A 24,146-nucleotide genomic window follows, 5' to 3' on the forward strand; every position below is an offset into this window, starting at 1 on the left:
TTATTCGATCCTTTCGTTAATAAATTTTTCATAATTATATAGATTTTTTTACAGTCCATGCTAAACTTTCATTTTGCAGTAAGTAGAGGCGGTGATATAAGCCCTTATGTTTCATAAGCTCTTCATGCGTACCGGTTTCCAATAACTGACCCTCCTTCAAAACGACTATCTTGTCGCACTCCACGATAGAGCGAAGTTTGTGAGCAATGATTAAGACTGTTTTATTCTCAATCAGTCTGCCGATCGCCTGCTGGATTTTTGTTTCGTTTTCCGGGTCAATCGAAGCCGTACTTTCATCCAGCAGAATCACAGGAGCGTTCTTCAGAAATGCCCGTGCAATCGAGAGCCGTTGACGCTCACCGCCGGAAAGCGTCTTGCCGTTTTCTCCGATCACTGTATCGTAACCCTGAGGGAGCCGATGTATAAACTCGTCACATTGAGCAAGTTTCGCCGCCTTCATGACTTCCTCACGAGTTGCATTCTCTTTCCCTATCTTTATGTTGTTGTAGATGGTGTCATTGAATAACACCACATCCTGAAACACAAAAGAATAATTCTTCAAAAGCTCATCTGGCGCAATATCGTTGATATTTGTTCCGCCTAAAGATACGCTTCCTCTGTTTACATCCCAAAAACGGGCAGCCAGTCGGCAGAGTGTACTTTTCCCGCATCCTGATGGTCCGACTAACGCAGTGATTTGTCCCTGCTTAGCGGTAAAAGAAATGTCATGCAGGACGTCTTCCTCATTGTAGGCAAAGGATACATGTTCAAAGGTAATATCAAAGGTTTCGGGATGCAGATTCTCAGCTCCTTTCTGCTCAGGATAATCCATCAGCTCCCGGATCCGTTTGGCGCTTACCAGCGATGAAATCATTACGCCTAAGGACTCACAGGCCTTTGTCAGCGGCTCGTAAATTCTGACGGCAACCAAAAGGAAAAGGAGAAATGTAAACACACTGATTTCCCCTGAAATCAGAAGTGTAGATCCAGTAACGATAACCAGACCTACGCCGGTTCTCATGATGTTATGAGAAAAACAAATCGTGGATCCTGACAAAAACTCATATAAAACAAGTCCTGTCAAAACGCGCTTGATTGTTACAGCCAGACGGTTTTGATATCCCTCCATTTTTTCTGAAGAGCGCAACACCTTAATGTTTTCCAGATACTCTTGAAGTCCGTCACTAATGTCAAGTTTCTTTTGTCGATTTCTTTTATTTGTTCCTTCGGAGATAACGCGGCACAGGGACATTATAATAACTACCAGAGGAAGGCAGATAGCCAGACTGCCAGCCAGCTTCCAGTTATAAAAGGCAATAACAATAAGGCAGGAAACACCTGACAAAAAGCCGCCTATAAACTCCGCTACACTTGTTGCCAGAGCCGCTTCCACAGTGGCAACATCATCCATAACTGTGGATGTCAGATCACTCAGGTCACGCCGTCCGATATAAGACAATGGAAGCTTTCGGATTTTATCCGCAATGTCCATACGAAGCCTCATATCTTCAGATGTCGATGTTAGATGCTTATTCCGATAGGTTATGCGATATGTAAAGAAAATTGCAAGCAGCAATACAAAAGCGGCGCCCCAGTACCCCAAAAGCGGAATATCTCCCTGTGTTATTCCAAAATAACGGTTCACCATTTCATTCGCCACCATTGCTAGTAATATTACCGGCAGCAGAGTGGCAATATTGAACAGTCCCATATACAGCCCGGATTTTAGGATTGCTCTGTTTCCCTCGTCGCTGATATAGTATATTTTTTTAAGCATAGTGTGTGCCTCCAATCCGCCATGAAATGCTGCTCTGATATTCTCTGTACATTCCGGCATATACACCATCCAAATCCATTAATTCGCGGTGAGTCCCTCGTTCTACAATACTCCCTTGCTTCAAAACGCAAATTTGATCTGCATGTATAATCGTGGAAAGCCGATGTGCAATCATAACGACCGTTTTCCCTCGCAGCAGCTCGTCAAGAGCTTTCTGGATCAGATATTCATTTTCAGCATCCGCAAAGGCTGTAGCCTCGTCCAGCAATACCACGGGTGCGTTTTTAAGGATTGCGCGTGCAAGAGCAATGCGCTGCATCTCCCCACCGGAGAGGTAAACTCCTTTTGTTCCGATTATTGTATCTGCACCTTGCGGTAATTTCTCAATAATATTGTCACATTGAGCAAGATGAAGTGCATGTAGAATTTCCTCACGAGAAGCATCCGGATTAAAAACAGCGACATTTTCAACAATCGACATCTTAAACAGGTTGGTATCCTGAAACACAATACTGACCTGCTCCATCCACTGCTTATAATCCGTATCCCGTACATCTACTCCGCCAACCCTGATAGCCCCCTCCTGAACATCCCAAAATCTTGCAAGCAAATTGGTGACAGTGCTTTTGCCGCCGCCTGATTCTCCCACCAGTGCAGTAATTGTTCCTTCTTTTATATTCATAGATACATTATTCAAAGCTTTTGCGGCTCCTTTTTCATATGCAAACGAAACATGTTCAAAAGCAATATCATACCCTGAAGGTTTACGAGGATTTGTCGGTTCCGGCAAAGGGTTTTCCTCCAATATCCTATCAATTGCATCCAAGGAAGCTTTAGACAGCATCAGATTTGAAGAGCTGCTCATAATACGGGCTAAAATTGTAACTACCATGGGGATAATGACAGCAAAAAACAGAAAACTCAATACCATTTTTTCAGGATTGCCGCCCGCATTAAAAAGGATAATCCCTCCGGGAATTAAGAAAAAGAATATCCCATTGATAGCCGCATGATAAGCACCGTCTGTATTTTCCATTGAGAGTGCATACTTTAACAAATAGTCACTGTACTCTTTTACTGCGGCTTTATAGCGCCTGAAGGAATTGGCAGTTTGTCCGAATACCTTAACTACGGAAATGCCTCTGACATATTCCGTAACCGCATTGCTGATGTCCTCGGCGGATTTTTGATATTGTTTTGCAAAGCCCTCGCTCTCATCTTTCAGCATATACACAAGGATTCCAAAACCGATTAATATTGGGATCAGACAAATCAAAGACAGCCGCCAGTCATATATAAACATAAAAAACAAAAAAGCAATTGGCAGCGCAACAGCTCCCGCAAAATCGGGGATTTGATGCGCAATCAGTGTTTCTAAATTGTCTGAATTCTTTTCTATAATCTTTCGCAGTTTTCCGCTGGGATTTTGGGTATGATACCCCAAAGGCAAGCGTCCCACATGCCGAACAAGCCGGATCCGCAACCTCGCTACTGTATTAAAGGCGGTAATATGGGAAAATAACAATGCCATACCATACATTCCAAAGGACGTGAGGATAAAATATACAGCACGCCAGCCCATATTCACCATATATGCTTGGTCGAGGGAATGTATGTCACCGAGAGATTGGACAATCTCTTTCATAACGTTATACACACACACGAAAGCATATAGGTTGATAACTGCGGAAACCGCGGACAAGATAATAGAAATTATCATTGTGATTTTGAATAAGCCCATGTAACCAAACAAACGGCTCATTACCTTGTTTTCTTTCATAATATCAGCCCCTTTCTGCCATTAAGTTAGATCTTGCTAACCACAGGCGAAAAATATATGCCGCTTCGGCGGCATTGAAACGATGTTTCAATAAAAATATACAACTTCTATCAGATGCTGTCAAGACAAATTTCCTTGACACATTTTATTTTGATTCATAAAATGAAAACAACGTTTCAGTCAAGGAGAGAAGAATCATATGAAAAGAATTACCGGTGTTTCAGAGCGCCTATTGGAATGCGCAAGAGATGAATTTTTAGATAAAGGTTTTCAATCTGCCTCCATACGTGATATTGCAAAAAAAGCGAATACTAGCGCTCGCGCTGTTTATACGCGTTTTCCTAACAAAGAAGGTCTGTTTGATGCGATTGTTTTACCGATTTCAGATGGACTCGTAGAGTTATATCAGAATTACGCAGACCAATTCTGGTTAAAAAACAAAGAAAACCGCAGTGCTGCATTCGCCTCTATTGATGATACAGCAATCTATCTTGATATGATTGATTATATTTATGATCATAGAGATGAATTTTTATTGCTTCAATGTTCTTTGGATGGCACACGGCAAACAACTCTGATTGATAAGCTAACAGAAATAAATCTTTCTTATGTCTATACACAGAGCAATATTGCAAGCATGTCCGGTACTGACGAAGATTTGATGCGAGGTGTCCTTCACATGCTGACAAACTCTTTTTATTCTTCTATGTTTGAACCATTGCGTCACGGTAAGAATCGGTGTGAGGCTCGCTTTTACATTGATAAATTGTGTGTGTTTTTTGTTGCTGGAATAAGTTATCTGATAAAAGGATAAGGACCTTGTTGTCCTGAAACTCGACAACAGAAATCTTTCTCCTATTTTATTTTCTGCCAGAAGTGTCTGTCTCCACTTGATGAAATATTAACGCGAAAAGAGCTTGCAGCGCATATACATCTTTCTCACCGTTACATAGCTTCTATTAAAAACAGCGAGCAACCCCCCTCCTGTAAGTTTTCTATCGACTCGTTACTCACTTGGATATATCCGTCGATCAATTTTTTCTCGTAGAAGGGCACCACAAAGACCATACAACGACGTCAGCTCGACGCCCTAATTGACTGTATCAGCGAAAACAATCTGTGGATCATCACCCCGCCGCTAAAGAAAGCGCAGATACCGAACAGAAAAACTCCTTGAAATAAGCAATTTTCCTCCCGCTCTTTTGGCAAAATGTGAATTCCCGTTGTTGTAGAGATTAAGGGATAAGTGGAATAGCAAGCATAGGAAAGGGGTACCCTTTCCGTATTTTCAACTCCTTGCACTATTAGTGCATAGGTTGAAAATTGCTTGTTGGGAAGTGTCCCAAACCCTCTATGAAAACGGAAAGGAAATTCACCTATGAATAACAGAAAAAGAAATGTGCAAATTAAATTTCGTGTTACGGAAGAAGAACGCATTTTGATTGAAGAAAAAATGAAACAGGTGCCTACAAGAAATGTGGAAGCGTACCTTCGGAAAATGGCGATAGACGGATATATCATTCAGGTAGATCACAGCGATATAAAGAAAATGACGGCAGAGCTTCAAAAAATCGGGGTCAACATCAATCAGATTGCAAAAAGAGCGAACGCGACGGGAAATGTGTATCAGGAAGATATAGAAGAAATCAAAGGAGCCTTAAAAGAGATATGGCGGTTACAAAGATTAAACCTATTAAAAGCACATTAAAAAAAGCTCTTGAATATATCCAAAATCCCGATAAAACCGATGACAAAATGCTCGTTTCCTCTTTCGGATGCAGCTATGAAACCGCAGATATAGAATTTGCCTTTACGCTTTCACAGGCACTTGATAAAGGAAACAATTTAGCCCATCACCTGATACAGTCCTTTGAACCGGGAGAGGTCAGCTTTGAAAAAGCCCATGAGATTGGAAAGCAGCTTGCAGATGCCGTAACGAAAGGACAGTATGAATATGTCCTAACCACTCATATTGATAAAGGGCACGTCCATAATCACATCATTTTTTGTGCCGTTAATTTCGTGGATTATCACAAATATAATTCCAACAAAAGAAGCTATTACGGAATCAGAAATATCAACGACCGTTTATGCTATGAAAACGGCTTGTCGGTTATCACTCCGGAAAAAGGGCGAAAAGGAAAAAGCTATATTGAGTATCAGACAGCAAAGACAGGTACAAGCTGGAAAGGGAAACTGAAAGAAGCGGTTGATCTTCTGATTCCTCAGATAAAGGATTTTGAAGAGCTTTTAGAGAAGCTGCAAGCTTCCGGATATGAAATCAAACTCGGCAAATATGTTTCCTGCAGAGCTCCCGGACAGGAGCGATTTACAAGGCTGAAAACTCTCGGTATTGATTATACAGAAGAAGCAATCCAAAAACGCATTGCAGGAATAAGAAGCCGTAATGTTAAGATACCGAAACAGGAACAAGGAATATCCTTGCTGATTGATATTGAAAACAATATCAAGGCGCAGCAATCGGCAGGCTATGAGCATTGGGCGAAGATCCATAATCTGAAACAGGCTGCAAAGACAATGAATTTCCTTACGGAAAATAACATCTTGCAGTATGAATATCTGATAAAGAAAATAGATGAAATTATCCTTGACAGTGAACAGACGGCAGATAGCTTAAAGCAGGTCGAAAAGAAACTATCCGATATGGCTGTTCTTATAAAAAATATCTCAACCTATCAAAAGACAAAGGATATTCACAGAGGATATATCAAGGCAAAGGATAAGGAAGCATACAGGCGTAAATATGAAAGCAGCCTGATCCTTTATGAAGCTTCCGGAAAGGCACTAAAGGATGCAGGCATTAAAAAGCTTCCGGAATTGGCAGCTTTGCAGAAAGAATATACCGCCCTGCAAAAGAAGAAAGAAGCCATATATTCCGACTACGGAAAGCTGAAAAAGAAAGTCAAGGAATATCAAAAGATCAAGCAGAACGTTGATACGATTTTACAAAAGGAAAAATCAGGCAAGGCGCATACAAAAGCCCTTGAATAATTCCTCTTGTGGATGATGAGTAAAATCCATGGTATGATATGGCTAACTAAAGAAACGGGAAAGAAAAAATATTAAGGACAGAAAACAGTTTCCGGAAGAAAAGGAGCTGATATTATGACACGCGGGGAAATATGGAAAGATTTTTTTAAGAAAGTAATAGTGCCGGTTTTACTTACAGCCTTTCTCTTTTATTGGGGAACGAAAATATTTACGCAAAACGGGGCAACAAACTATTTTTATGTATGGTTGTTTTGCGGTGTTCCTTTCGGTATCAGAAGAATGTTTTTATGGCTGATTCCGATAAATCATGACTTTACTGCAACGGTAGGAATATTTGCTGTAAATATCATTGTCGGCGGATTGATCGGCTGCATTGTGATTATATGGCAGCTTCTGGCTGCGGCATGGTATATTCCGCTTACGATATACAGGCTTGTAAAAGAATAAATTGCAGAAAGAAGTGTTTTTATGAAAAGGGAAAAAGAAAGAATTATCCGAAGCTGGTTTGAAATGTGGCTTCATAAAGAAGATACGGATATTCAAGATTTGTTTGAGGAAAATGCCGTGTATATAGAAAGTTGGGGACCGGAATATCACGGAGCAGAGAAAATTAAACATTGGTTTTATGAATGGAATACTCGCGGAGAAGTTCTAAAATGGGATATTAAACAGATTTTTCATAATGAAAATCAAACGATTGTCTTTTGGTTTTTTGAATGCGAAATGAAAGACGGTATAAAACAGAGCTTTGACGGAATATCAGCTATAACATGGAGCACGAATGAGAAAATAACAAAGCTTCAGGAATACGGATGCAATATAGAAAGATATGATCCTTATGCGGATGGTGAAAATCCCGTATTCAGAAATAAAAAATCCTTATGGTTCTAATAGATAAAAATAGCGGACGCAGCGGCCACAAGTTCATGGCTGTCGCGTCCGTTTTTTCTTGCCCCCTATGTTACGCAGTTAAACCTTGATTTTAAGGATATAGATATAAACCCTTAATATAAGCTGAAACGCTTCTAAAAAGCAAGGTTTTACAAGGCATTTACACCTTCTATTTCGTAACAAGGCTTCTCTTTTTTCTCATCCTTTCCGCCGCTTGCTTTCTTGTGATTTTCTTTCTGCAGCCGGGGCAATATTTTGCATTGTTGGACTTTGATGCAAAGGGCGCTCCGCATACAGTGCAACGGCGTTTTCCCTCCGGTGCGTAAAGCTCTGAAAAAAGCTCTCTATCAAGAGGAAGCACCGCATCGGAAAACCAATGGCAAAGAAGCGAACAGGATATAAGCTACGGACAAGGACAGGCTTCCCCATCGTCAAGTAAAATGCAGTTTCCATTATCATAGTTACAGCATTCTTTTCTCACAAGGCGATTGACAAGCTTTACCTGTTTGGGTGAAAGCGTTTTTGATTTCCTCATATTTCATCGGCGGGATCAATGGAAAGCGTGGCAAATTCCTGATCGGACAGGCTGTTTACCTTTTTTACCGTACGCTTTGCAAGCTTCCGCATATCCTTATCCATAAAGGATAGAGTAAATGCGATTTTCTCCGTTACTTCCTCTTTGCTTTCGCCTCTGTAAATGCTTAACAAATTCATTTCTTCTACTGTAAAAGGATTCATGCTCATACCTCCAATTCATAATTTTTTGTTTTCGTGTTATGTTTTTTGTGTTCAGACTGTTTCTTTGCTTCCTTTAGCTGTGCTCTGATAGACGGCTTTTTCTCCGAATCAGTGGAATGGTGTTCCTCCGCTTTAACCGCTTTTGCAAGCTCGGTAAGAGAAATAGATTCTCCCGCCTTTACTTTCTGTTCAAGCTCGTCTACGGTAGGTGCAGGCGGTGTGTTATTCATAATTCCGTCAACCATGTTGTAATTTTGCTCTGTAGAAATCTCGGCAGTTTTCAGGTAATTATCCGGTTTCAGAAATTCCGGGGCTTCCTTGTAACCAAGTCGGTCTACATAGTGAGCCGTGTCCTTTCCGTCCTTATGAAGTACAACCACATCGGAAACAGACAGGCTGTGTCCATAAAAGTCCTTTGGATGATCGATATTAAAGCGGGTATAAATATCCTCAAGGGAAAGTCCCTTTGAAAGCTCCGCCTCATATACCTTGACATAGTTATCCGGGTTAAGTATCTGCCCCGATTCTTTTAAGCGGTCGTAGGATTCAAATTGAAGCTCTCTTGTGTCCTCGCCGCGCTTTAGCTGATAGATCCGAAAGGTATCTTTTTCAGGGGTAGTGTTTTCAGCCTTTGCGTAAAGCTCTTTGATCTGTCCGTTTGTGAGTTTTCCGGAACGCACCTCATCTAAAAGCTGCTTGCATTTCTCCTTTGTTCCGGCATATAAAAGCTCGGACTGCGCCTTGCCTTTTTCCTTTACGATATAGGCCTCAAGGCGAAAGTTTTTCGTGCTGTCTTTTTCAGAGGGATCCTCCAGTACCTTGTAGATATATTCCGGGGTAGCTTCAATGCTGCCTTTCTTTCTGAAATTTCTTTGAAGCTCTATTACGCGTTCTCCCGTAAGGGGTTTTATGCTGCTGATAGCATCCGCCGCATAGATTGCATTGGAATTAAGCTGTCTTTGCCACGCGGAAGCTTTCGGCGACCAGCGAAAGCCGTTTGCCTTTAATTCATCTCTGATTTTTTTGCCGTCCGGCTTATCGTCAAAGAAAAGCTGCAAGCGGTTATCCTTTACATTTATTTCGGCTCTGCCTCCGGTAAACTCCCAGCCTGTGTAAAGCTTATCCTTATTTACGGAAAGGCTTTGAATACGCTCTTTAATTCTTCTGATTTCTGCATTGTTATTGGAAAGTGCCCATGACGGATAGGGCTTGTCCTGAATGCCTCTGATTTCCATTCTTTTCTTTAGCTTTTCGATTGCCTCACTGTCAAGCTCCGGGCAGCCCTCAAGGCTTTTATGCTTTCGGTAGTAGGCATTGACCGCCTTCATGGTTTCCTGCGTCTTTGTCAGCTTCTCAAGCTTTGCAGTTAATTTCTTTACTGCATCCGGATCATCTGCGCTGATTCCGCCCATTCCGGTGCTTCTGATTTTTTCAAGAAGTCCCTGAATATCTTTCCACTCTCCATAGTTTTTATCACGGGCGGTGTTTTGCTTTTCCTTTTTTCGCATAGGGAAATTGGATCCTCCCGCAATCAGTACAGAGGGAACGCGGACATCAATCGCAAATCCGTTATTCATATTTGCCGCAAGTCTTTTAGAGTAGGTATCAAGCAGGGCGTCGATTTTGGTATGAAAGGACGGATCAACTCTCTTTTTTTGATTTTCAGCAATTTCCGTCGCCTGATCCACAAGGCTTTTGTATTCAAGAGTTGCACTTCTCGGCGTGTAGTCCGAAAAGCTGTTCATTTCCTTTGCTCTTTTTGCCGCAGCTTCATTGATAGGATAATACTTTACCTGTATTCCGGCTTTCTTTTCCTGTGAAGCTTCTTCCTGCATCTTTTCAAAATCATCTATGGAGATTTCCTTTAAGTCTTGCCCTGAAAGCTCGTGCATTTTTAGGATTTCATCACGGGCTTTTTCAATAGAGATTTCCGGATTATCAAGCTGTCCGCCATCAAGGTCTGTAAAGTCAGGCTGATACAGAGTATAGTCATAGCCTGTTTCGCAGGTCTGAATATAGAGATAGCTTCCGTTTTCAAGTTGGTAAGCTGCTTCATGTTTTTCTTCCTGCAAAGCTGGTTCCGCTTCCGTTTCTGAAAGCTCATTTTCTCTTGTCCTTTGAAGCTCCTTGAAATGCCCGTCTATATTGTCGATCAGATCCGATGCAGCAAGGCGGATGGTTTCAAGAGAGCCTTTGAGTTCTGACAGTTCCTTACCGCTGCTCCAGCCTGCAACATATCCGAAAGAATAATCGGAGGTATCAAGCCCGTAGTGCTGACATATGGTATAGGCGACGCTTTCCGCTTCAACCTCGCGGGTACGCTGGTTCGGGCGATTTTCCTGTTTCTCTTTCGGTGCATTTAGGTCAATATCATGAAGTTTTGCATGGGCGATTTCGTGAATGGCGGTCTTTAGTGTTTGCAGCTCGCTCATGTTATCGTCAATGGCAATTCTTTTTTCCGCAAGGTGATAGTAGCCGTGAGCGCTTCCCTCGATATGCTCAAGGGCAATCGGAACAGGGGATGCCTTTTTCAGCGCCGTAAAAAAGTCCTCATACTGCGACACATCGCCGATCAGCTCATTTACTCCGATAGAGGGAAGTTCTTTTCCTTCTGTCTGTGATACATCAAAGACGGATACCACCTTGTAGGCAGGAATGGTAATTTCCTTTTCTTCGGTAACTGCCTTTCCGTCTGCTCCGACAAGGGGCATATTTGTTTTCGGATCAAGCTTTTCCATTTTCTGCCTTACCTTAAAGGGTGCAGGAGCGATAATACGGATTCCTTTTTCTCCTTTTTTGACCGTTCTTCCGTGGCTGTTTTTCCATGCACTAAAGCCTGCAATCAGGGAAGCGTCAGGCTTTTGCAGGGCAATCAGCATGGTATTTTTAAAGCTGTAATGATGAAACTTTGACATGACGCGAAGATACTCCTTGTACCTTTCGCTTTCAAAGACTTCTAAAATCCCTTGCTCCAAACGATCCGTAATTTCCTTTAGTCTGTCCTTTTGATTTTCAGAGCTTAGGACAATGGGCGTAACCTCTTTTATTTCTTCTGCTTTTTCCATATATGGCATGAATTTTTCTCCTTTCGTTTTTTAAGGGTCCGGGACTATCCCGGAAAATATAAATCTCCGCCGCCGCAGGTGCGGAAAACGGAGATTTTTCACGGAAAGGGTACCCCTTTCCTATGCTTGCTATTCTTCTTTTTTCTTCCTCTCTATTTCAATACGATAGTTCACATACTTATCTTTGGTATCGCAAAGAACCACATTTCCGTCATAGGTTTTGCCTGTTTTGTGAGAGTAGATGTCCTTTACTTTTACCGTCTTATCTTTGAGCAGTGCTTTTGCTATCTTTGGTGTAAAGGTGATTTCCCTATCCTCAAAGAAGCGGTCATTCTTCCACATGGAAAAGCGGCAATCCCTGTTACTGCAATAGTAGTTCTTCTTTCCCTCGTAAACGGGATTTTTACAGCGCGGGCATAAGCCGATTACGGTTTTTTCCTCTTTGAAAAGTTCTGCTTTTGCTTTTTCAGCGTCCGCATTTTCTACAAGCTCTTTTGTCATGGCTTCTATCTTTTCCATAAAGCTGTCAGCATCCGCTTCTCCCTTTGCAATCCTTGAAAGCTCGTTTTCCCATTCTGCCGTAAGAAGCGGAGAGGTCAGGGTTTCAGGAAGTACGGAGATAAGGTTCATTCCGTCTTTGGTCGGGATAAGCTGTTTCCCTTTCCTTGTAACAAAGCCTGCCTTGATGATTTTTTCAATGATGGCTGCACGGGTTGCGGGAGTACCTAAACCTTTACGCTCTGCATCCTCTGTGGTTTCCTTGTTTCCTGCGCGCTCCATGGAAGATAGAAGCGTACTTTCCGTGTATGCCTTTGGGGGAAGTGTGTCATGCTCCGTAACTTTTATCGGGAAGCTGTCAAAGCTTTCTCCCTTACAAAATGCCGGAAGCTCTTTTTCATTTTCTTTATCCGGTTTTTCTTTTAAACTCATAAGAAAGAATCTTTCTATTTCTTTCCAGCCGGAAGATAACACAGTCTTTCCCTTTGCTGTAAAGGTATGATCCTCGCAGCTAAATGTAGCCGTAACCGTTTCATAGACATGAGAGGATGCGGAAGCCATAAGAAGCCTTGCACCTGCAAGAAAGAGAATGTTTCGCTCGCTTTCGGGAAGCAGGGAAAGTTCCGTTTTTTCAAGCTCCATTGTAGGAATCACGGCATGGTGATCCGATATCTTTTTGCTGTTAAGAAGCCTTGTAATCTCTGGTGTAAATTCTATGCTTTTCATAAAAGAAAGCTTTGAAAGAAGCATGAGAATAACCTTATCCGCTGTTTCTTTCATATCGTCTGTCAGGTAGTTGCTGTCCGTTCTCGGATAGGTCAGAAGCTTCTTTTCATAAAGGCTCTGTGCAAGGTCAAGGGTCTGCTTTGCGGTGTAACCGAAAATGCGGTTTGCTTCCTTTTGAAGTGCGGTAAGATCAAAGAGCTTAGGCGGCAGCACTTCCTTTTTTTCAGAGGTAACAGAAGTGCAGACTGCCGTTTTTCCTTTGCAGGATGTTGCGATTTTTTCTGCCGCTTCTTTCTCTGAAAACTTTTCGCTTACAGCTTCCGTACCGTCTAAAATAAGGCGCACATGGTAATACTTTTCTTTCTTGAAACTCATAATCGCCTCGCTTCGATCCGCAAGCATTTTTAAGGTCGGGCTCTGCACCCGTCCTACATTCAAGGTACGGTTATATAACAGGGAAAAGAGGCGGGTTGCATTGATTCCGACAAGCCAGTCCGCTTTTGCTCTGCACAGGGCGGACTGATAAAGGCTGTCATAGTCCGCTCCGTCTTTCAGATTTTCAAAGCCTTTTCGGATTGCGCTTTCTTCCATTGAGGAAATCCAAAGTCTTTTTACAGGCTTCTTGCAGCCTGCTTTTTCCATAACGAAACGGAAAATGAGTTCTCCCTCGCGTCCGGCATCGCAGGCGTTTATAACCTCGGTAACATCCTTTCTAAAAAGAAGTGTCTTTAATACAGAAAACTGCTTTTCCTTATCCTTTGATACAGTAAGCTGCCATGTTTCAGGCAGGATGGGTAAGGCTTCAAGGCTCCACTTTTCATAGCATTTTCCGTAACAGGACGGCTCGGAAAGCTCTGCAAGGTGTTCTATGCACCAAGACACAAGAAAGTCCGCAACTTCCATATATCCGTCCTTTTTCATTTCTATTCCAAGGGCGGCAGCAATCGATGCTGCCACACTCGGTTTCTCACATATAACAAGTTTCATATCTGATCCTTTCTCATATAATATCTAAAGCTCCGGTTCGCTTTTTTCTTTTATTTTCCTGATACAGTACCCGATGCATGGGGACTTTCTCCTGTAAGGACAGCCCTCACATTTTGAAGAAAAAGAAGCAGGTGGCTCTTTTTCGTGCCGCCCGCATTTCGGTTTTTCACTCATCAGCCTTTCATAGATACTGTCTGTAAACCATGTCATACTGTTTCATCCGGCTCTGCTTCTTCTAAAGCTTCCTCGCCGTCCTCGTTATCTTCATCTGTGAACTCGTCCTCATAGTCCTCAAAGTCAAATTCGTCAAGCTCTGTCGTACCCTTTACATTCTGCTTCGGCTTTAGAATCTTGAAATAGTAGAAGACGCCGCCTGCAAGTCCAAGAATCAAGATGAGTGATAAGGCAATTATTCCGGCAGGGTTCTTTTTCTCCTGTTTTTCTTCCGGCTTTTCTTTTTCCGCCTCCGGCTCTTTCTTCTCCTCCTCTTTTGGAAGCTCCAGCTTTGCACTCAGACTGTCTTTTTCATCAATAATGGAAAGTAAGTCTTTTTCATCCACCTGATTTAAGAAATGAACCGTGTTTTCTCCCTGCGCCGCATGATCGATTACGATATAGAAGTAATTTCCGCCCTTGCTTTTTACAATGATAAATTCCTTGTCCTTTGCGGCATCTCCCTTGACATTATCCACAAGGCTCATGTTGCCGTCAGGAGTAAGGGGCGTTTTTTCTTCTTTCTTTTCCTCTGTTTTTACATTGCTGTCATCGGTAGCTTCACCGCCATTTGCATAAGCGGGAATAGAAAAGCCGCCCATAAGGATCAGGGCGGCAAAGAGAGCTGTCGTTATTCTCATCAAAATTTTATTTTTCATTTTCCATATCCTCCATATCTTCATTTTTATTTGCGGGTACATCAGGAATGACGCCCTTTGCTAAAAATACGGAAAGCTCGGCAGGGGGCATGTGAAGCGACCTTACCATCTGCACAATTTCAAGATTTTCCGCCTCCGTTTTCTGCATTTCAAGGTCTTTTAGCTTGCCTTGCTGCTCCGTGATTTTCTCACGGGTCTTTTGGATCTCGTTTTCGATTTTCAGGATTTTTTTGTTTGCCATAAATGTTGTTCTCCTTTCGTTTTTTAATCCCAGTTCATAAGACCGTAGCCTTTGATGTAGCCTGAATTTAAGTCATAGCTTTTTATCTTGCAGGCATTGCCTGAATTTCCTTCAACGGTATAAACACGGCTTCCATCCGTTCCGATAACGATTCCCACATGATCGGCTCCGCCGTCACCGTCCCAGTCAAAGAAAATGGCATCGCCCGGTGCAATATTTTTATAGCCTCTTGCTCCCCATTGTCCGCGTGAGGTAAACCAAGGAACGCCCTGCGACTGACAGCCTGCAAAGCGCGGCTCATTTTTTCCCGCCTTGTTGTAGCACCAAGATACAAAGCAGGCGCACCATTCCACGCGTCCGTTAAAGCCGTACCAGCTCCAGTAAGGATAGCCGCCCACATTTCCGACCTGCTTCTTTGCAAGGCTTACAAGCTCCGGATTTCCGGGGCGGGTGCCGTTTACAAAATGAACGCCGCTTAAATCCTCCGACGCGCTGCCATCAGGGGAGCCTCCGCCGAATACAAGGGGTTTGTTTCCGCTGGTTTCAAGATAGACGCCATACATTTTAAGCTGTTCTTCATTTAAGATTTCTCTTGCAATATCAGAAAGCGGTGTCGTTTTCAGCTTTACATGAAGATTGTAATAGTTGTACGGGACTTCTTCCTCTGTGGTTTCTCCGGTGTCCGGATCGGTATGGGTTTCCGTTTTATAGCGCACTTCAATTTCTTCCTGCAGGGTAAAAGAATACTGCTTTGTGAAAATCTTCTGTAAGTCCGCCTGCACTTTGGAAAGGGTGTAGCTTTGGTGCTTTGCCGTAAGGATAGACGCAAGCTCATGGGGATTATGCCCGATACCGTCAAGCTCATATTTGTACTCGTCATAGCCGGGATGATCCTTTTCTACACTATCTATTTTCCCCTGAAGCGCACTTTCCATAGCGGCATAGGCATTTTCCACTTCCACAAGATCGCTGTCCTCGGATGTATAGCTTGTGCCTAAAATGCCGTTAAAGCCTCCCGATAAAAGAGAGGAGCAGGACGATAAGCCGGTAAAAATCAGAATGAAGATTAGAAGCAGAGAAATAATAAGGGCAAGCCCTCGTCTGTGGCGTATGATAAAGGAGCCTGCCTGTTTTGTTTTCTCTGCGGATGTCCTTGCCGCCTTTGCCGCGCTCTGACCTTTCTTGCGAAGCTCCGCCGCATACTTCTTTTTTATCTTCCTTTTCTGCCAAATACGACTAACGGGGTTTGCAGATGTCAGATTCGGATTTTCATACATGGCTTTTTTGTAAAAGTATTTTGCATTTGCTTTCTCTGCGGCTTTCTTTGCTTTTCTTGCCTTGCGGTAGGGCTTTAGCTTCTGATTTCTGTAATTTTCTCTTGCCTTTCTTACGCTGTAACGACCAAGTGTTTCTGCGGCTTTTTCGGTTTTGTGGGCTGCTTCAATTCCTGCATTGTCATGCTCCGTTTCATGAATTTTCTTATGCACAAAGGCGCCTGCTTCATCAAGGGCAGGCGAAAGAGGATTTGCAGACTTACCGGAGCCTATGGGCTTTTCCTTTTCTTCAAAGTGAAGCCTCGTTTTTCCTTTGCCGGATCTTTCATCAAACTCACGCTCAAAGGAAAGGCTCTTTTTCTTTGGGATTTTATCTCTTGCTTTATCAAGACGGTCCGCCGCCTGATCGGATTTTTTGATATACCTTTGAAGCTCCGGGATAGCTCTTTCTTCCTCGGTAAAGGTAAGCCTTGAGGATTTTCTTTTCGGGATTTCCTTATCCGATATAGGACTTTTGGGAATATCATTTTCGGGATTTTCCTGCATCCTTTTTGATATATTTTCTGTTTCTCCGGTTGTCATATTTTCTCTTATAAGCCCGTCCCGGCTCATTTTTTGCCTGTACTTATCGCGGGGCTTTAGCGGTTCTTTCAAAGTGCATCACCTTCCTTTCCTGAAAAGACGCAAGCGCTTTTGCAGCGCCCAAGCTCAATATCCGCAATGTATTTGAGTATCGGATAAACCTGTGCGGGAACAACGGCATTACCCAGTGCCTTTAAGCGTTTTACCCTGTCTTTTTTATCTCTTGTAAGCCTCGGAATATCCGTAGGCTCTGTTATCCAGAGGAGATTTCCGTCCATGCCCGCGGGAATCCCATCAGCCACTCTACCCACTCCGGATTGAAGCGAAGATCGGGTGCCGCATCCTTTTCCAGATAATAGATTGCCTCCGAAAGATTCGCCGACCAGTGCCCCGTTTTCTTCTTTCTGCGAAAGGAGCCCGCAGGAGATAGGATTACCTGCGGCACTCTCGGACGCGTTCCGGTGTCGGAAGCAAGGGGCGTAGGAAACATCTGCCCCCACGATAAAAGTTCGCTTGCGTTCATGCCATGCGCCGACGCTGCAAGCAGGAAGTACGAATGTCCAAACGGCATATCCCGCTTTCTCCAAGTCAATGATCGTTTTGTTGAGCCCCATATTGACGAAGTTAGCAACATTTTCGCCAAGCACGAAATGGGGGCGCAGCTCTTTAATAACTCTGCACATTTCCGGCCAGAGATAACGGGGGTCTGTAAAGCCCTTTTTTGCTCCGATGGCGGAGAAAGGCTGACACGGGAAGCCTCCGGATATGAGTGTGACGCTTTCTTGTCCTGTTTTTTCAATAAATGCCTCCTTTGTAACTGTGGTAATATCCTGAAAACGCGGAACCTTTGGCCAATGCTTTTTTAATACAGCGGTCGGAAAGTCCGCCCATTCGCATTGACAAATGGTAGAAAAGCCTGCGGCTTCTGCCGCAAGGTCGATTCCTCCGATTCCGGTAAACAGGCTGAAATGCGTCAGTTTCTTCATTCTCTGCTCACTTCCTCCGGCTTTGTCGTCATGACCTTGTAAAGCTTCGTATCTTTCGGGAAGTGATCTACAAAGGGCAGAATCACATTTCCGTAAAAGAGAAGTCCTTCGCCGGATTCCGTATGGGTTACATATTTCATCTGCTGTGGAGAAATATTAAGCTGCTTTGCAAGGATATTTCTGTCGCTTACCGCTTGATTCAGCATCAGTACAAAGTCGCTGTTTTCAAAGATGTTTTCTACCTCGCGGCTTGAAAGCAAATCCTTGACATTCTGCGTGATCCCTGTGGGGATTCCCGACCATTTTCTGAAACGCTTCCAGATTTCAACGCTGTATGCCGCTGTCTGTTCCTCACGAAGCAAAAGGTGAAATTCGTCCATGTAGTAGCGGGTTGCTTTCTTTTTTGCTCTGTTTATGGTAACGCGGTTCCATATCTGATCCTGCACGATTAACATTCCAAGCTTTTTTAACTGCTTTCCAAGGCTCTTTATATCAAAGCACACAAGGCGGTTAGAAAGCTCTACATTGGTTCTGTGGTTAAAGACATTAAGAGAACCCGTTACATAAAGCTCAAGTGCAGCCGCAACTCTTGCAGCTTCCGGCTCCGGCTGTCTTAAAAGCTCCTCATAAAGATCTCCTAAAATCGGCATCCTTTCAGGCACAGGATCTGCAAGAAACTCTCTGTAAATATTTCTGACCGCACGGTCGATGACTGTTTTTTCCACAGGAGCAAGTCCTTCCTTTCCTCCGACTACAAGCTCGCAAAGGGAAAGGATAAAATCCGATTTTAGTGCAAGGGGATTATCATCATCGCTGTAATTAAGGTTTATATCCATAGGGTTGATATATTCTTTACTTGTAGGAGAAATGCGGATTACCTGCCCTGAAAGGCTGTTTACCAAAGGAGCGTACTCGGCTTCGGGATCGGATATATAGATGTCATCGTCCGTGATTAAAAAGGCGTTTGTAATTTCACGCTTTGCCGCAAAGGATTTACCGGAACCGGGCGTCCCCAGTATCAAGCCGTTCGGGTTTTTAAGCTGCTTTCTGTCGCATAAAATCATGTTGCTTGAAAGTGCGTTAAGCCCGTAGTAAAGCGCTTCTCCGCCTTGAAAAAGCTCCTGCGTGATAAAGGGAATGAATACGGCGGTGCTTGAAGTGGTAAGTCCTCTTTGAATTTCAATTTCATTTCTTCCAAGCGGGATGCTTGACATCAGGCCTTCCTCCTGCTGAAAGTCAAGGCGGGTTAAGGCACAGTTATATTTCTGTGCGATTCCTGCGGCGGCAAAAATATCGTTATCCAGCTTTCTTTTGCTGCCCGCCATGTTCACCACTAAAAAGGTAACAAAAAACATTCTTTCGTTTCTGCTTTGTAAATCCTGCAACAGGTTTTTCGCTTCCCCTCCGTAAGTGGCAAGATCGGACGGGATAATATCCATATCATAGCCGGAGCGTACCGCTTTTTTCTGCTCGTCAATTTTCATCTTGTCAAGGTCGGTGATTTTCCTTTTTATCGTCTTAATCGCCTCCGCCTGATCGATGCTTTTAATATGCAGGTTTACAATCATTCCCGTTTCCAAATCCAAAAGGTCGGACAGGATGCGGTCGTTTAATTCCGGAGCTAAGATTTCAAGAAAGCTTACTGCACCAAGCTTTTTTCCCATGCGAAAGGTTCTGCCTTCTCCAAAGTAAAAAGAGGATGGTGCGATAAAGTCCTTTGTCGATAATCCTGACGGCACAAGATAGTCCCAAGAAAAGAAGAAAGGCTCTCCCTCCGGATGAAAAATGCCGTGCATGGTTTTTAATCTTTCGTAGCCGTTCATAGAGTGGGCACTTACACCAAGCACCTTAAAATTGTTTAATATATCCGTTTCAATGCGGTTAAGCCTTGCCTTTGCCGCATTCATATTTTCCGCTTCCACGCTGAATGTTACGAATTTCAGCTTTACAAGACCGTTGTTTCCTTTGGAAAGCTGCTCGGAAAGCATTTTTTGATACTCGCTTCTTATGGACTGAAAGCCATCATCACGCATCGGAATTTCAATTGCGGTCTTTGCTTCTCCGCGGCTTCCCTGATTGATAAAGGAAAGCTGTACATCCACAGAGGAATCAAAATAGTTTAGAAAGTCGCACCAGTTTTCAAAGATAGCGGTTTTCTCGTCCGCTCCTGCAAGCTGGTAGTTTATGTCGGAAAAAGCAATGCATTTGCTGTAGCGGTTTTCCGTTACCTTGCAGATCCCGTCCGGGTGCATTGAAATGTAGGATATGCTCTCCTGCGTAGAAGAAGCCTTTTTATCCGGCTTTGCTTTTCTGATCAGCTCCGCAATCTGTTTCTTTTCGCTTCTTGTGAGCTTCCTTTTATTTTTTACGCTGTTTTTTCCCTTTGTTTTGTCCTTTAACAATATGAAATACCTCCTTTTCAAGTTTTCTCTGCTTTATTAACAGGGCATAATAGTTTCTCGTCCTGTATGGACGCTCTTTCTTTCTGATAAACTTTGTCTGCACGATGTGTTTCAGGATGACCTCAAGGGACTGTCCGTGCTTTTCGTACATGGCAAAGAGGAAAAAGGGAAGCATGATTAAAATCATGAAAAAAGCTGCAAGGCTTGTTCCTGTGCTTCCCTTCAGGAGAAAGAAAACAGGCAGCCCTAAAATTAAGGCTGCCGTAAAGCAAATGATCTGCCTTTTTGTCAGGTTAAAGGCAACCTTTGTCTTAACCTTTGTTAAGTCCTTCGGTACGGGTACATACGCCATAAAAACCTCCTTTCCGCTAAAGCGTTATACTGCTTTTTACTTCATTTCCCCATATATCCTAGCCGGGACTTTCTTTCCTTGCAAAAAGTTCTATTTTAGGAAGATCTCCCATAAGGGCTGTGATTTTTTCTCTTGCCGCATCCGGCTTTTTGCTGTGTGCTTCAACGGGGCTTATGATAAGCTGGTGGATATTTGCAGCCTTCCTTTTGGGATGACCTTTCGTTGCAAGCAGGCAGATTTCCGCGTTTCCTCTTGTCCAAAAGCCAAGCCCGTAAAACCATGTGCCTGCTTTCCTGTTCGTTTTCAGCCATACGAAAGCAACCGTCTTATACTGAAAGCCCCATGCCTTGATAAGCTGCAGGGCTTCTTTTAGCTGCGGGAAAGTAGCCCATAAAAAAAGTACGCAGTCCTTTTCCGCAATTTCAGAAACGGGAAGCACACAAAGTTCCTCTATGCTCATGGTGGGGTAGTGATTTTCTGCTGCGCCCTGTACCTTACTTCTTTCGTACTTCCACGGCGGATCGGCATAGATAATGCTGTATTTTTTACTGATTGTTCTGATTCCTCCTTTCCATTAAGGGCTAATGTGCCCCGAAAATTGATTTTGAAATAGCACTTGATTTTAGAAGCATAAAGCAAAGCAGCACGGTATATGCCGCAAGGGAAAATATCGCGGTATGCAGGTTATCCGATATAGTCATGCCCTTTACCAAGACGGCATAAATTCCGACGCATACCATGATTAAAAAGCCCTGAAAACCAAGTGCGAATAAACTTTTAAGGTAATTGTTTCCGATCGATCCCCATTCCTTATTTGTCATAGTGGCAAAAGGAATCGGGGCGACGGAGCAGACTAAATAGATCTCTATCATTCTGCCGTAGATGACAACGGTAATAAAAATGGACATGATTTTCATAGAAAGGCTTACAAGTCCCGTTTCTATGGAAAGGAGCAGAAGCTCCGGTATCTCCATGTCCTTTAATTTATCGCCCATAGATGTTATGGTTGAAGAAATATCCATGCTTGTGTCCGAGCTGATTACACCGGCTGCGCCCGATACGACGTGCTGCGCCACATCAAATACCGCCATAGTAATATCAAAGGTATGGGTAACGATAAATACCGCTACCCATGCCTTGAAAAACCACTTAAAAAACATAAAGGTGTCCAGCTCGTGCAGGTTATTTTTATCAATAATCATGCTGATCAGCTCGTAGCAAAGAACATAGGTAATGACAAGCCCCGCAATGGGGACGATCACATTTTCCGACAAGGTTTTTATCATGGAAAATACGCTGCCGTTCCAGCTCTGCGGGGTTTTGCCTACCTCTGCCGCTATGGTTCCTACCTTTTCGTTGACATCTCCGAACAGAGCTTCAAGATTTCCCTGAATGGATCCGATTAAAATATCTTTGATCCATTCATTGATTGCATCAAGTATGCTCTGCACGTGTTACCTCCTTATCCGAACAGTCCGCGAAGAAGCGGAACAAGGGTTGTACCGATAAGGGCAACGCCTCCGCCCGCCATAAGCTGCTTTATTCCCTGTGATTTTGCGCCGGATAGTGATAGGTAATCCTTTGATGTTATCTCCGAATTTTCCCCCACTTCACACCGTGCATGCGACTTTCACCGCACACGGCGTTCCATCACAAGAAAGATTCTCACGTTTTAACTAAGACTTACACACTTCGTAACAAATTATTTTTTCTCTAAATTAGTGGCAATTCTGCCATTTTTCTAAGCTTATTACATTTCTCAATCTGCTTGACTGTTAACCCAAGCTCTTTTATATATTTTTGGATTGTATCTTCTTTTGTTGCATGGATGAGTATATGAACTGCCTCCGTAACAAGAATTAAGTTGCTGTAACTGTCTGTACCGCCTTGTTCAAGTGGTATCTTGTGATGGCAATGTATGTCGTTTGGTATAAGTTTTACACCTGTTACTCCACATCTGCCATATTGAGCTGCAAAGAGCGAGATTCTGTTGTCTGCAAACTCTATACTTTTATCAAGCACAGGGTGTTTCATCAGCCAGACAAGTGTATCTACATCAATTTGTAGATTTTTATGAATGAAAGCTCTACCCTTTACAGTGTATTTATTTACAACCTTTTTCTTGTGTTTTGCGTCCTTTGTTCTGATATATCCCACTGGAATTAGCGGATGTCCATTAAGGAAGCGAAGCTGTTTACTTTTTCCATATTTTTCTTTGATAAATCCTTTGCTTAGTGTTCCACTGGTTTTAATATCAAGTCTATTGTTCATCTGCTTTTTAATGTGAAAGGCTATTTTAGTAAAGTCCAAACTCACGTTTGTTGCTATTTGGTAATAATTATGCAAGCCTGAAACAGTGGCATTATACTTGGCTATTGCTTTGTACTGCTCCTTTTCGTTTGCAGGTCTTTTTATATCCGCAACACATTTAGAAATGTCTTCTTTTGCATTTTTCAGTGCCTTATCACTTATATGCGACTGTACAACAAACTTTTTGCCTTTTGGTTTAACCTTAAGCTTGAAGCCTAAGAACTCCGAGTACCTTTGTTTTAGATTTGTTATTTTAGATTTTTCTTCACTTACATTTAGTTTTAATCTGTCTTGCAACCATTTTGTAACTGCCTGATAGGTTCTTTTTGCATCGTAGTAATTACGGCAAAATATCTTGAAATCATCGGCATACCTTACAATGTATATTTCTTTTAGGTTGCTTGTTCTTAAAGCTCTGTAGGTATGGCTTTTTATCTCTGTTCCTTGACTGTTCGTTCTCTGTTTATATGGATAATGAGTGGGCATTGTCAGCCACTGGGAGGACACCCACCAATCTAATTCGTTCAAGACTACATTAGATAGTAGCGGTGATAATATTCCGCCTTGTGGTATTCCCTTTGTTGGTGTAATTACCTCTTTATCGGGCATAACAATATCTGCTTTCAGCATTTCCTTAATGATACAAAGTAACTTTTTGTCTTGGATTCCCAAATTCCAAAGCTGCCTTATGAGCTTTGCATGATATACGTTATCAAAAAATCCTTGTATATCAATATCAACTACATAGTGTAAGTGCTGTATCTGCATTAGTCTTGCACATTCTGCGATAGCGTGATCCGTACTCCTGTTAGGTCGAAACCCATAGGAGCTGTCATGAAACTTGGCTTCGCATATCGGCTCTAATATTTGCAAGATACATTGTTGTACAATTCTGTCTACAATAGTCGGTATTCCTAAAGGTCTGATTTTCCCGTTAGACTTTCGCATTTCCACTCTCTTTACAGGGCGTGGTTTATACCAATGAAACTGTTTTTGTATGAGAGAAATGTATTTTTCTTCATTTAGCCTTGATAGATGTTTTATTGTTCTGCCATCTACTCCGGCTGTATGACTGCCTTTGTTCCCTTTGATACTGCGATAGGCAAGTTTTATATTTTCTCTTGAAGTTATCAACTCCATTAAATTTGAAAATATTTTATTCTTACTACTATCTTCATATAAATCATCAAGGACTTTTTGCAAGTCATAATATTCCGTATAACGGATTTTGCTTTGTTTCAGTGTTTGTTTCGAAGTGGACACAGTCACCATCTCCTTTCGGATTTGATTTTCTTTGCCATACTCGAAGCTGTGTTTGTCTTAATTTCAGTTCTTGTACTTTCCTGTGACTGGTGGCTATCCCTCCACGAACTTATTATTTTCGCTTCATAGGTACTGTGCCACCGCTTTCACCAAGATAAAGAACGGTTATATGCTGTTTTTTCAGTCATTTTCCCATTCAACACTTCATTAGCATTAGACTGCTTCCATGTTCCTGGCTTACCACGTTCCGACAATCTTATCTTTGAATACGTTTAGGTTCTTCCTCTAAGCCTGTGTTTAGCTTTCGCTATATCGCCTGTAACGATATATGGATTTTCATAACAACCATTCTTACTCATCCACAAACACCCCATCTTTGATGGGAATTGC

At 42.6% G+C, this 24,146-nt stretch carries 19 protein-coding genes and 3 pseudogenes; 5 read left to right on the forward strand and 17 right to left on the reverse strand.

The genetic code is table 11. From position 1 onward, the window contains the following. Positions 1 to 34: 34 nt before the first annotated feature. Positions 35 to 1,777, reverse strand: coding sequence for an ABC transporter ATP-binding protein (locus GCWU000282_RS02135; protein WP_023353341.1), 1,743 nt, complete (start codon positions 1,775 to 1,777; stop codon positions 35 to 37). Beyond that, positions 1,770 to 3,557: an ABC transporter ATP-binding protein gene (locus tag GCWU000282_RS02140; RefSeq protein WP_023353342.1), complete on the reverse strand. Its 1,788-nt coding sequence runs from the start codon at positions 3,555 to 3,557 to the stop codon at positions 1,770 to 1,772. The genes GCWU000282_RS02135 and GCWU000282_RS02140 overlap by 8 nt, the downstream gene beginning before the upstream one ends. A gap of 199 nt (positions 3,558 to 3,756) precedes the next feature. On the opposite strand from GCWU000282_RS02140, the gene GCWU000282_RS02145 reads away from it, so the two are divergent. The 5 genes from GCWU000282_RS02145 (at position 3,757) to GCWU000282_RS02165 (ending at position 7,460) form a co-directional block, all read left to right on the forward strand. Beyond that, on the forward strand, positions 3,757 to 4,371 hold the full coding sequence (locus tag GCWU000282_RS02145) for a TetR/AcrR family transcriptional regulator (protein WP_002982989.1): 615 nt from the start codon (positions 3,757 to 3,759) through the stop codon (positions 4,369 to 4,371). Positions 4,372 to 4,935: 564 nt separating this feature from the next. Beyond that, positions 4,936 to 5,265, forward strand: coding sequence for a plasmid mobilization protein (locus GCWU000282_RS02150; RefSeq protein ID WP_009220372.1), 330 nt, complete (start codon positions 4,936 to 4,938; stop codon positions 5,263 to 5,265). Next, positions 5,226 to 6,569, forward strand: a complete 1,344-nt coding sequence (locus tag GCWU000282_RS02155; RefSeq protein WP_023353344.1) for a relaxase/mobilization nuclease domain-containing protein — start codon at positions 5,226 to 5,228, stop codon at positions 6,567 to 6,569. Before GCWU000282_RS02150 ends, GCWU000282_RS02155 begins: the two co-directional genes overlap by 40 nt. A 114-nt stretch (positions 6,570 to 6,683) precedes the next feature. Next, entirely contained in the window at positions 6,684 to 7,016 is a 333-nt protein-coding gene (locus tag GCWU000282_RS02160; protein WP_023353345.1) for a DUF6050 family protein, read from the forward strand. 21 nt (positions 7,017 to 7,037) lie between these two features. Beyond that, entirely contained in the window at positions 7,038 to 7,460 is a 423-nt protein-coding gene (locus GCWU000282_RS02165) for a nuclear transport factor 2 family protein (RefSeq protein WP_023353346.1), read from the forward strand. Between the two features lie 169 nt (positions 7,461 to 7,629). Here GCWU000282_RS02165 and GCWU000282_RS16175 read toward each other — a convergent pair. From GCWU000282_RS16175 to ltrA, 15 genes and pseudogenes are all read right to left on the reverse strand, one after another. Next, positions 7,630 to 7,995 (reverse strand): annotated as a pseudogene (locus GCWU000282_RS16175) (cysteine-rich VLP domain-containing protein). Next, entirely contained in the window at positions 7,992 to 8,198 is a 207-nt protein-coding gene (locus tag GCWU000282_RS02170; protein ID WP_035039039.1) for a transposon-transfer assisting family protein, read from the reverse strand. Before GCWU000282_RS02170 ends, GCWU000282_RS16175 begins: the two are co-directional and overlap by 4 nt. Positions 8,199 to 8,200: 2 nt before the next feature. Further along, a pseudogene (locus GCWU000282_RS02175) lies at positions 8,201 to 11,260 on the reverse strand (YodL domain-containing protein); the annotation flags it as partial. 132 nt (positions 11,261 to 11,392) lie between these two features. Continuing rightward, a complete protein-coding gene (locus GCWU000282_RS02180; RefSeq protein ID WP_023353350.1) occupies positions 11,393 to 13,474 on the reverse strand; it encodes a DNA topoisomerase 3 in 2,082 nt (693 codons plus the stop codon). Positions 13,475 to 13,498: 24 nt separating this feature from the next. After that, positions 13,499 to 13,684: a hypothetical protein gene (locus GCWU000282_RS02185; protein ID WP_023353351.1), complete on the reverse strand. Its 186-nt coding sequence runs from the start codon at positions 13,682 to 13,684 to the stop codon at positions 13,499 to 13,501. Further along, entirely contained in the window at positions 13,681 to 14,346 is a 666-nt protein-coding gene (locus tag GCWU000282_RS02190; RefSeq protein ID WP_023353352.1) for a CD1107 family mobile element protein, read from the reverse strand. Before GCWU000282_RS02190 ends, GCWU000282_RS02185 begins: the two co-directional genes overlap by 4 nt. Beyond that, positions 14,336 to 14,587: a DUF4315 family protein gene (locus tag GCWU000282_RS02195; protein WP_023353353.1), complete on the reverse strand. Its 252-nt coding sequence runs from the start codon at positions 14,585 to 14,587 to the stop codon at positions 14,336 to 14,338. Before GCWU000282_RS02195 ends, GCWU000282_RS02190 begins: the two co-directional genes overlap by 11 nt. A 23-nt stretch (positions 14,588 to 14,610) precedes the next feature. Continuing rightward, on the reverse strand, positions 14,611 to 16,407 hold the full coding sequence (locus GCWU000282_RS02200) for a CHAP domain-containing protein (protein WP_330365796.1): 1,797 nt from the start codon (positions 16,405 to 16,407) through the stop codon (positions 14,611 to 14,613). Between the two features lie 104 nt (positions 16,408 to 16,511). After that, positions 16,512 to 17,429 (reverse strand): DNA (cytosine-5-)-methyltransferase, encoded by a 918-nt coding sequence (dcm, locus tag GCWU000282_RS02205; protein ID WP_009220362.1) that lies wholly within the window; start codon positions 17,427 to 17,429, stop codon positions 16,512 to 16,514. Beyond that, positions 17,426 to 19,831, reverse strand: a complete 2,406-nt coding sequence (locus GCWU000282_RS02210; protein ID WP_023353355.1) for a VirB4-like conjugal transfer ATPase, CD1110 family — start codon at positions 19,829 to 19,831, stop codon at positions 17,426 to 17,428. The genes dcm and GCWU000282_RS02210 overlap by 4 nt, the downstream gene beginning before the upstream one ends. Further along, positions 19,788 to 20,183 (reverse strand): PrgI family protein, encoded by a 396-nt coding sequence (locus GCWU000282_RS02215; RefSeq protein ID WP_009220360.1) that lies wholly within the window; start codon positions 20,181 to 20,183, stop codon positions 19,788 to 19,790. Before GCWU000282_RS02215 ends, GCWU000282_RS02210 begins: the two co-directional genes overlap by 44 nt. 58 nt (positions 20,184 to 20,241) lie before the next feature. Continuing rightward, entirely contained in the window at positions 20,242 to 20,736 is a 495-nt protein-coding gene (locus GCWU000282_RS02220) for an MT-A70 family methyltransferase (RefSeq protein ID WP_156913103.1), read from the reverse strand. A gap of 28 nt (positions 20,737 to 20,764) precedes the next feature. Continuing rightward, complete coding sequence (locus tag GCWU000282_RS02225) at positions 20,765 to 21,634, reverse strand: VirB6/TrbL-like conjugal transfer protein, CD1112 family (protein WP_023353357.1); 870 nt, start codon at positions 21,632 to 21,634, stop codon at positions 20,765 to 20,767. 11 nt (positions 21,635 to 21,645) lie between these two features. Then, positions 21,646 to 21,744, reverse strand: a pseudogene (locus GCWU000282_RS16180) (Maff2 family mobile element protein); the annotation flags it as partial. Positions 21,745 to 21,896: 152 nt separating this feature from the next. Further along, on the reverse strand, positions 21,897 to 23,765 hold the full coding sequence (gene ltrA, locus GCWU000282_RS02230) for a group II intron reverse transcriptase/maturase (protein WP_023353359.1): 1,869 nt from the start codon (positions 23,763 to 23,765) through the stop codon (positions 21,897 to 21,899). Positions 23,766 to 24,146: the final 381 nt, after the last annotated feature.

It is taken from the genome of Catonella morbi ATCC 51271, from assembly GCF_000160035.2.
In the GTDB taxonomy this organism is placed as follows: Bacteria; Bacillota; Clostridia; order Lachnospirales; family Lachnospiraceae; genus Catonella; species Catonella morbi.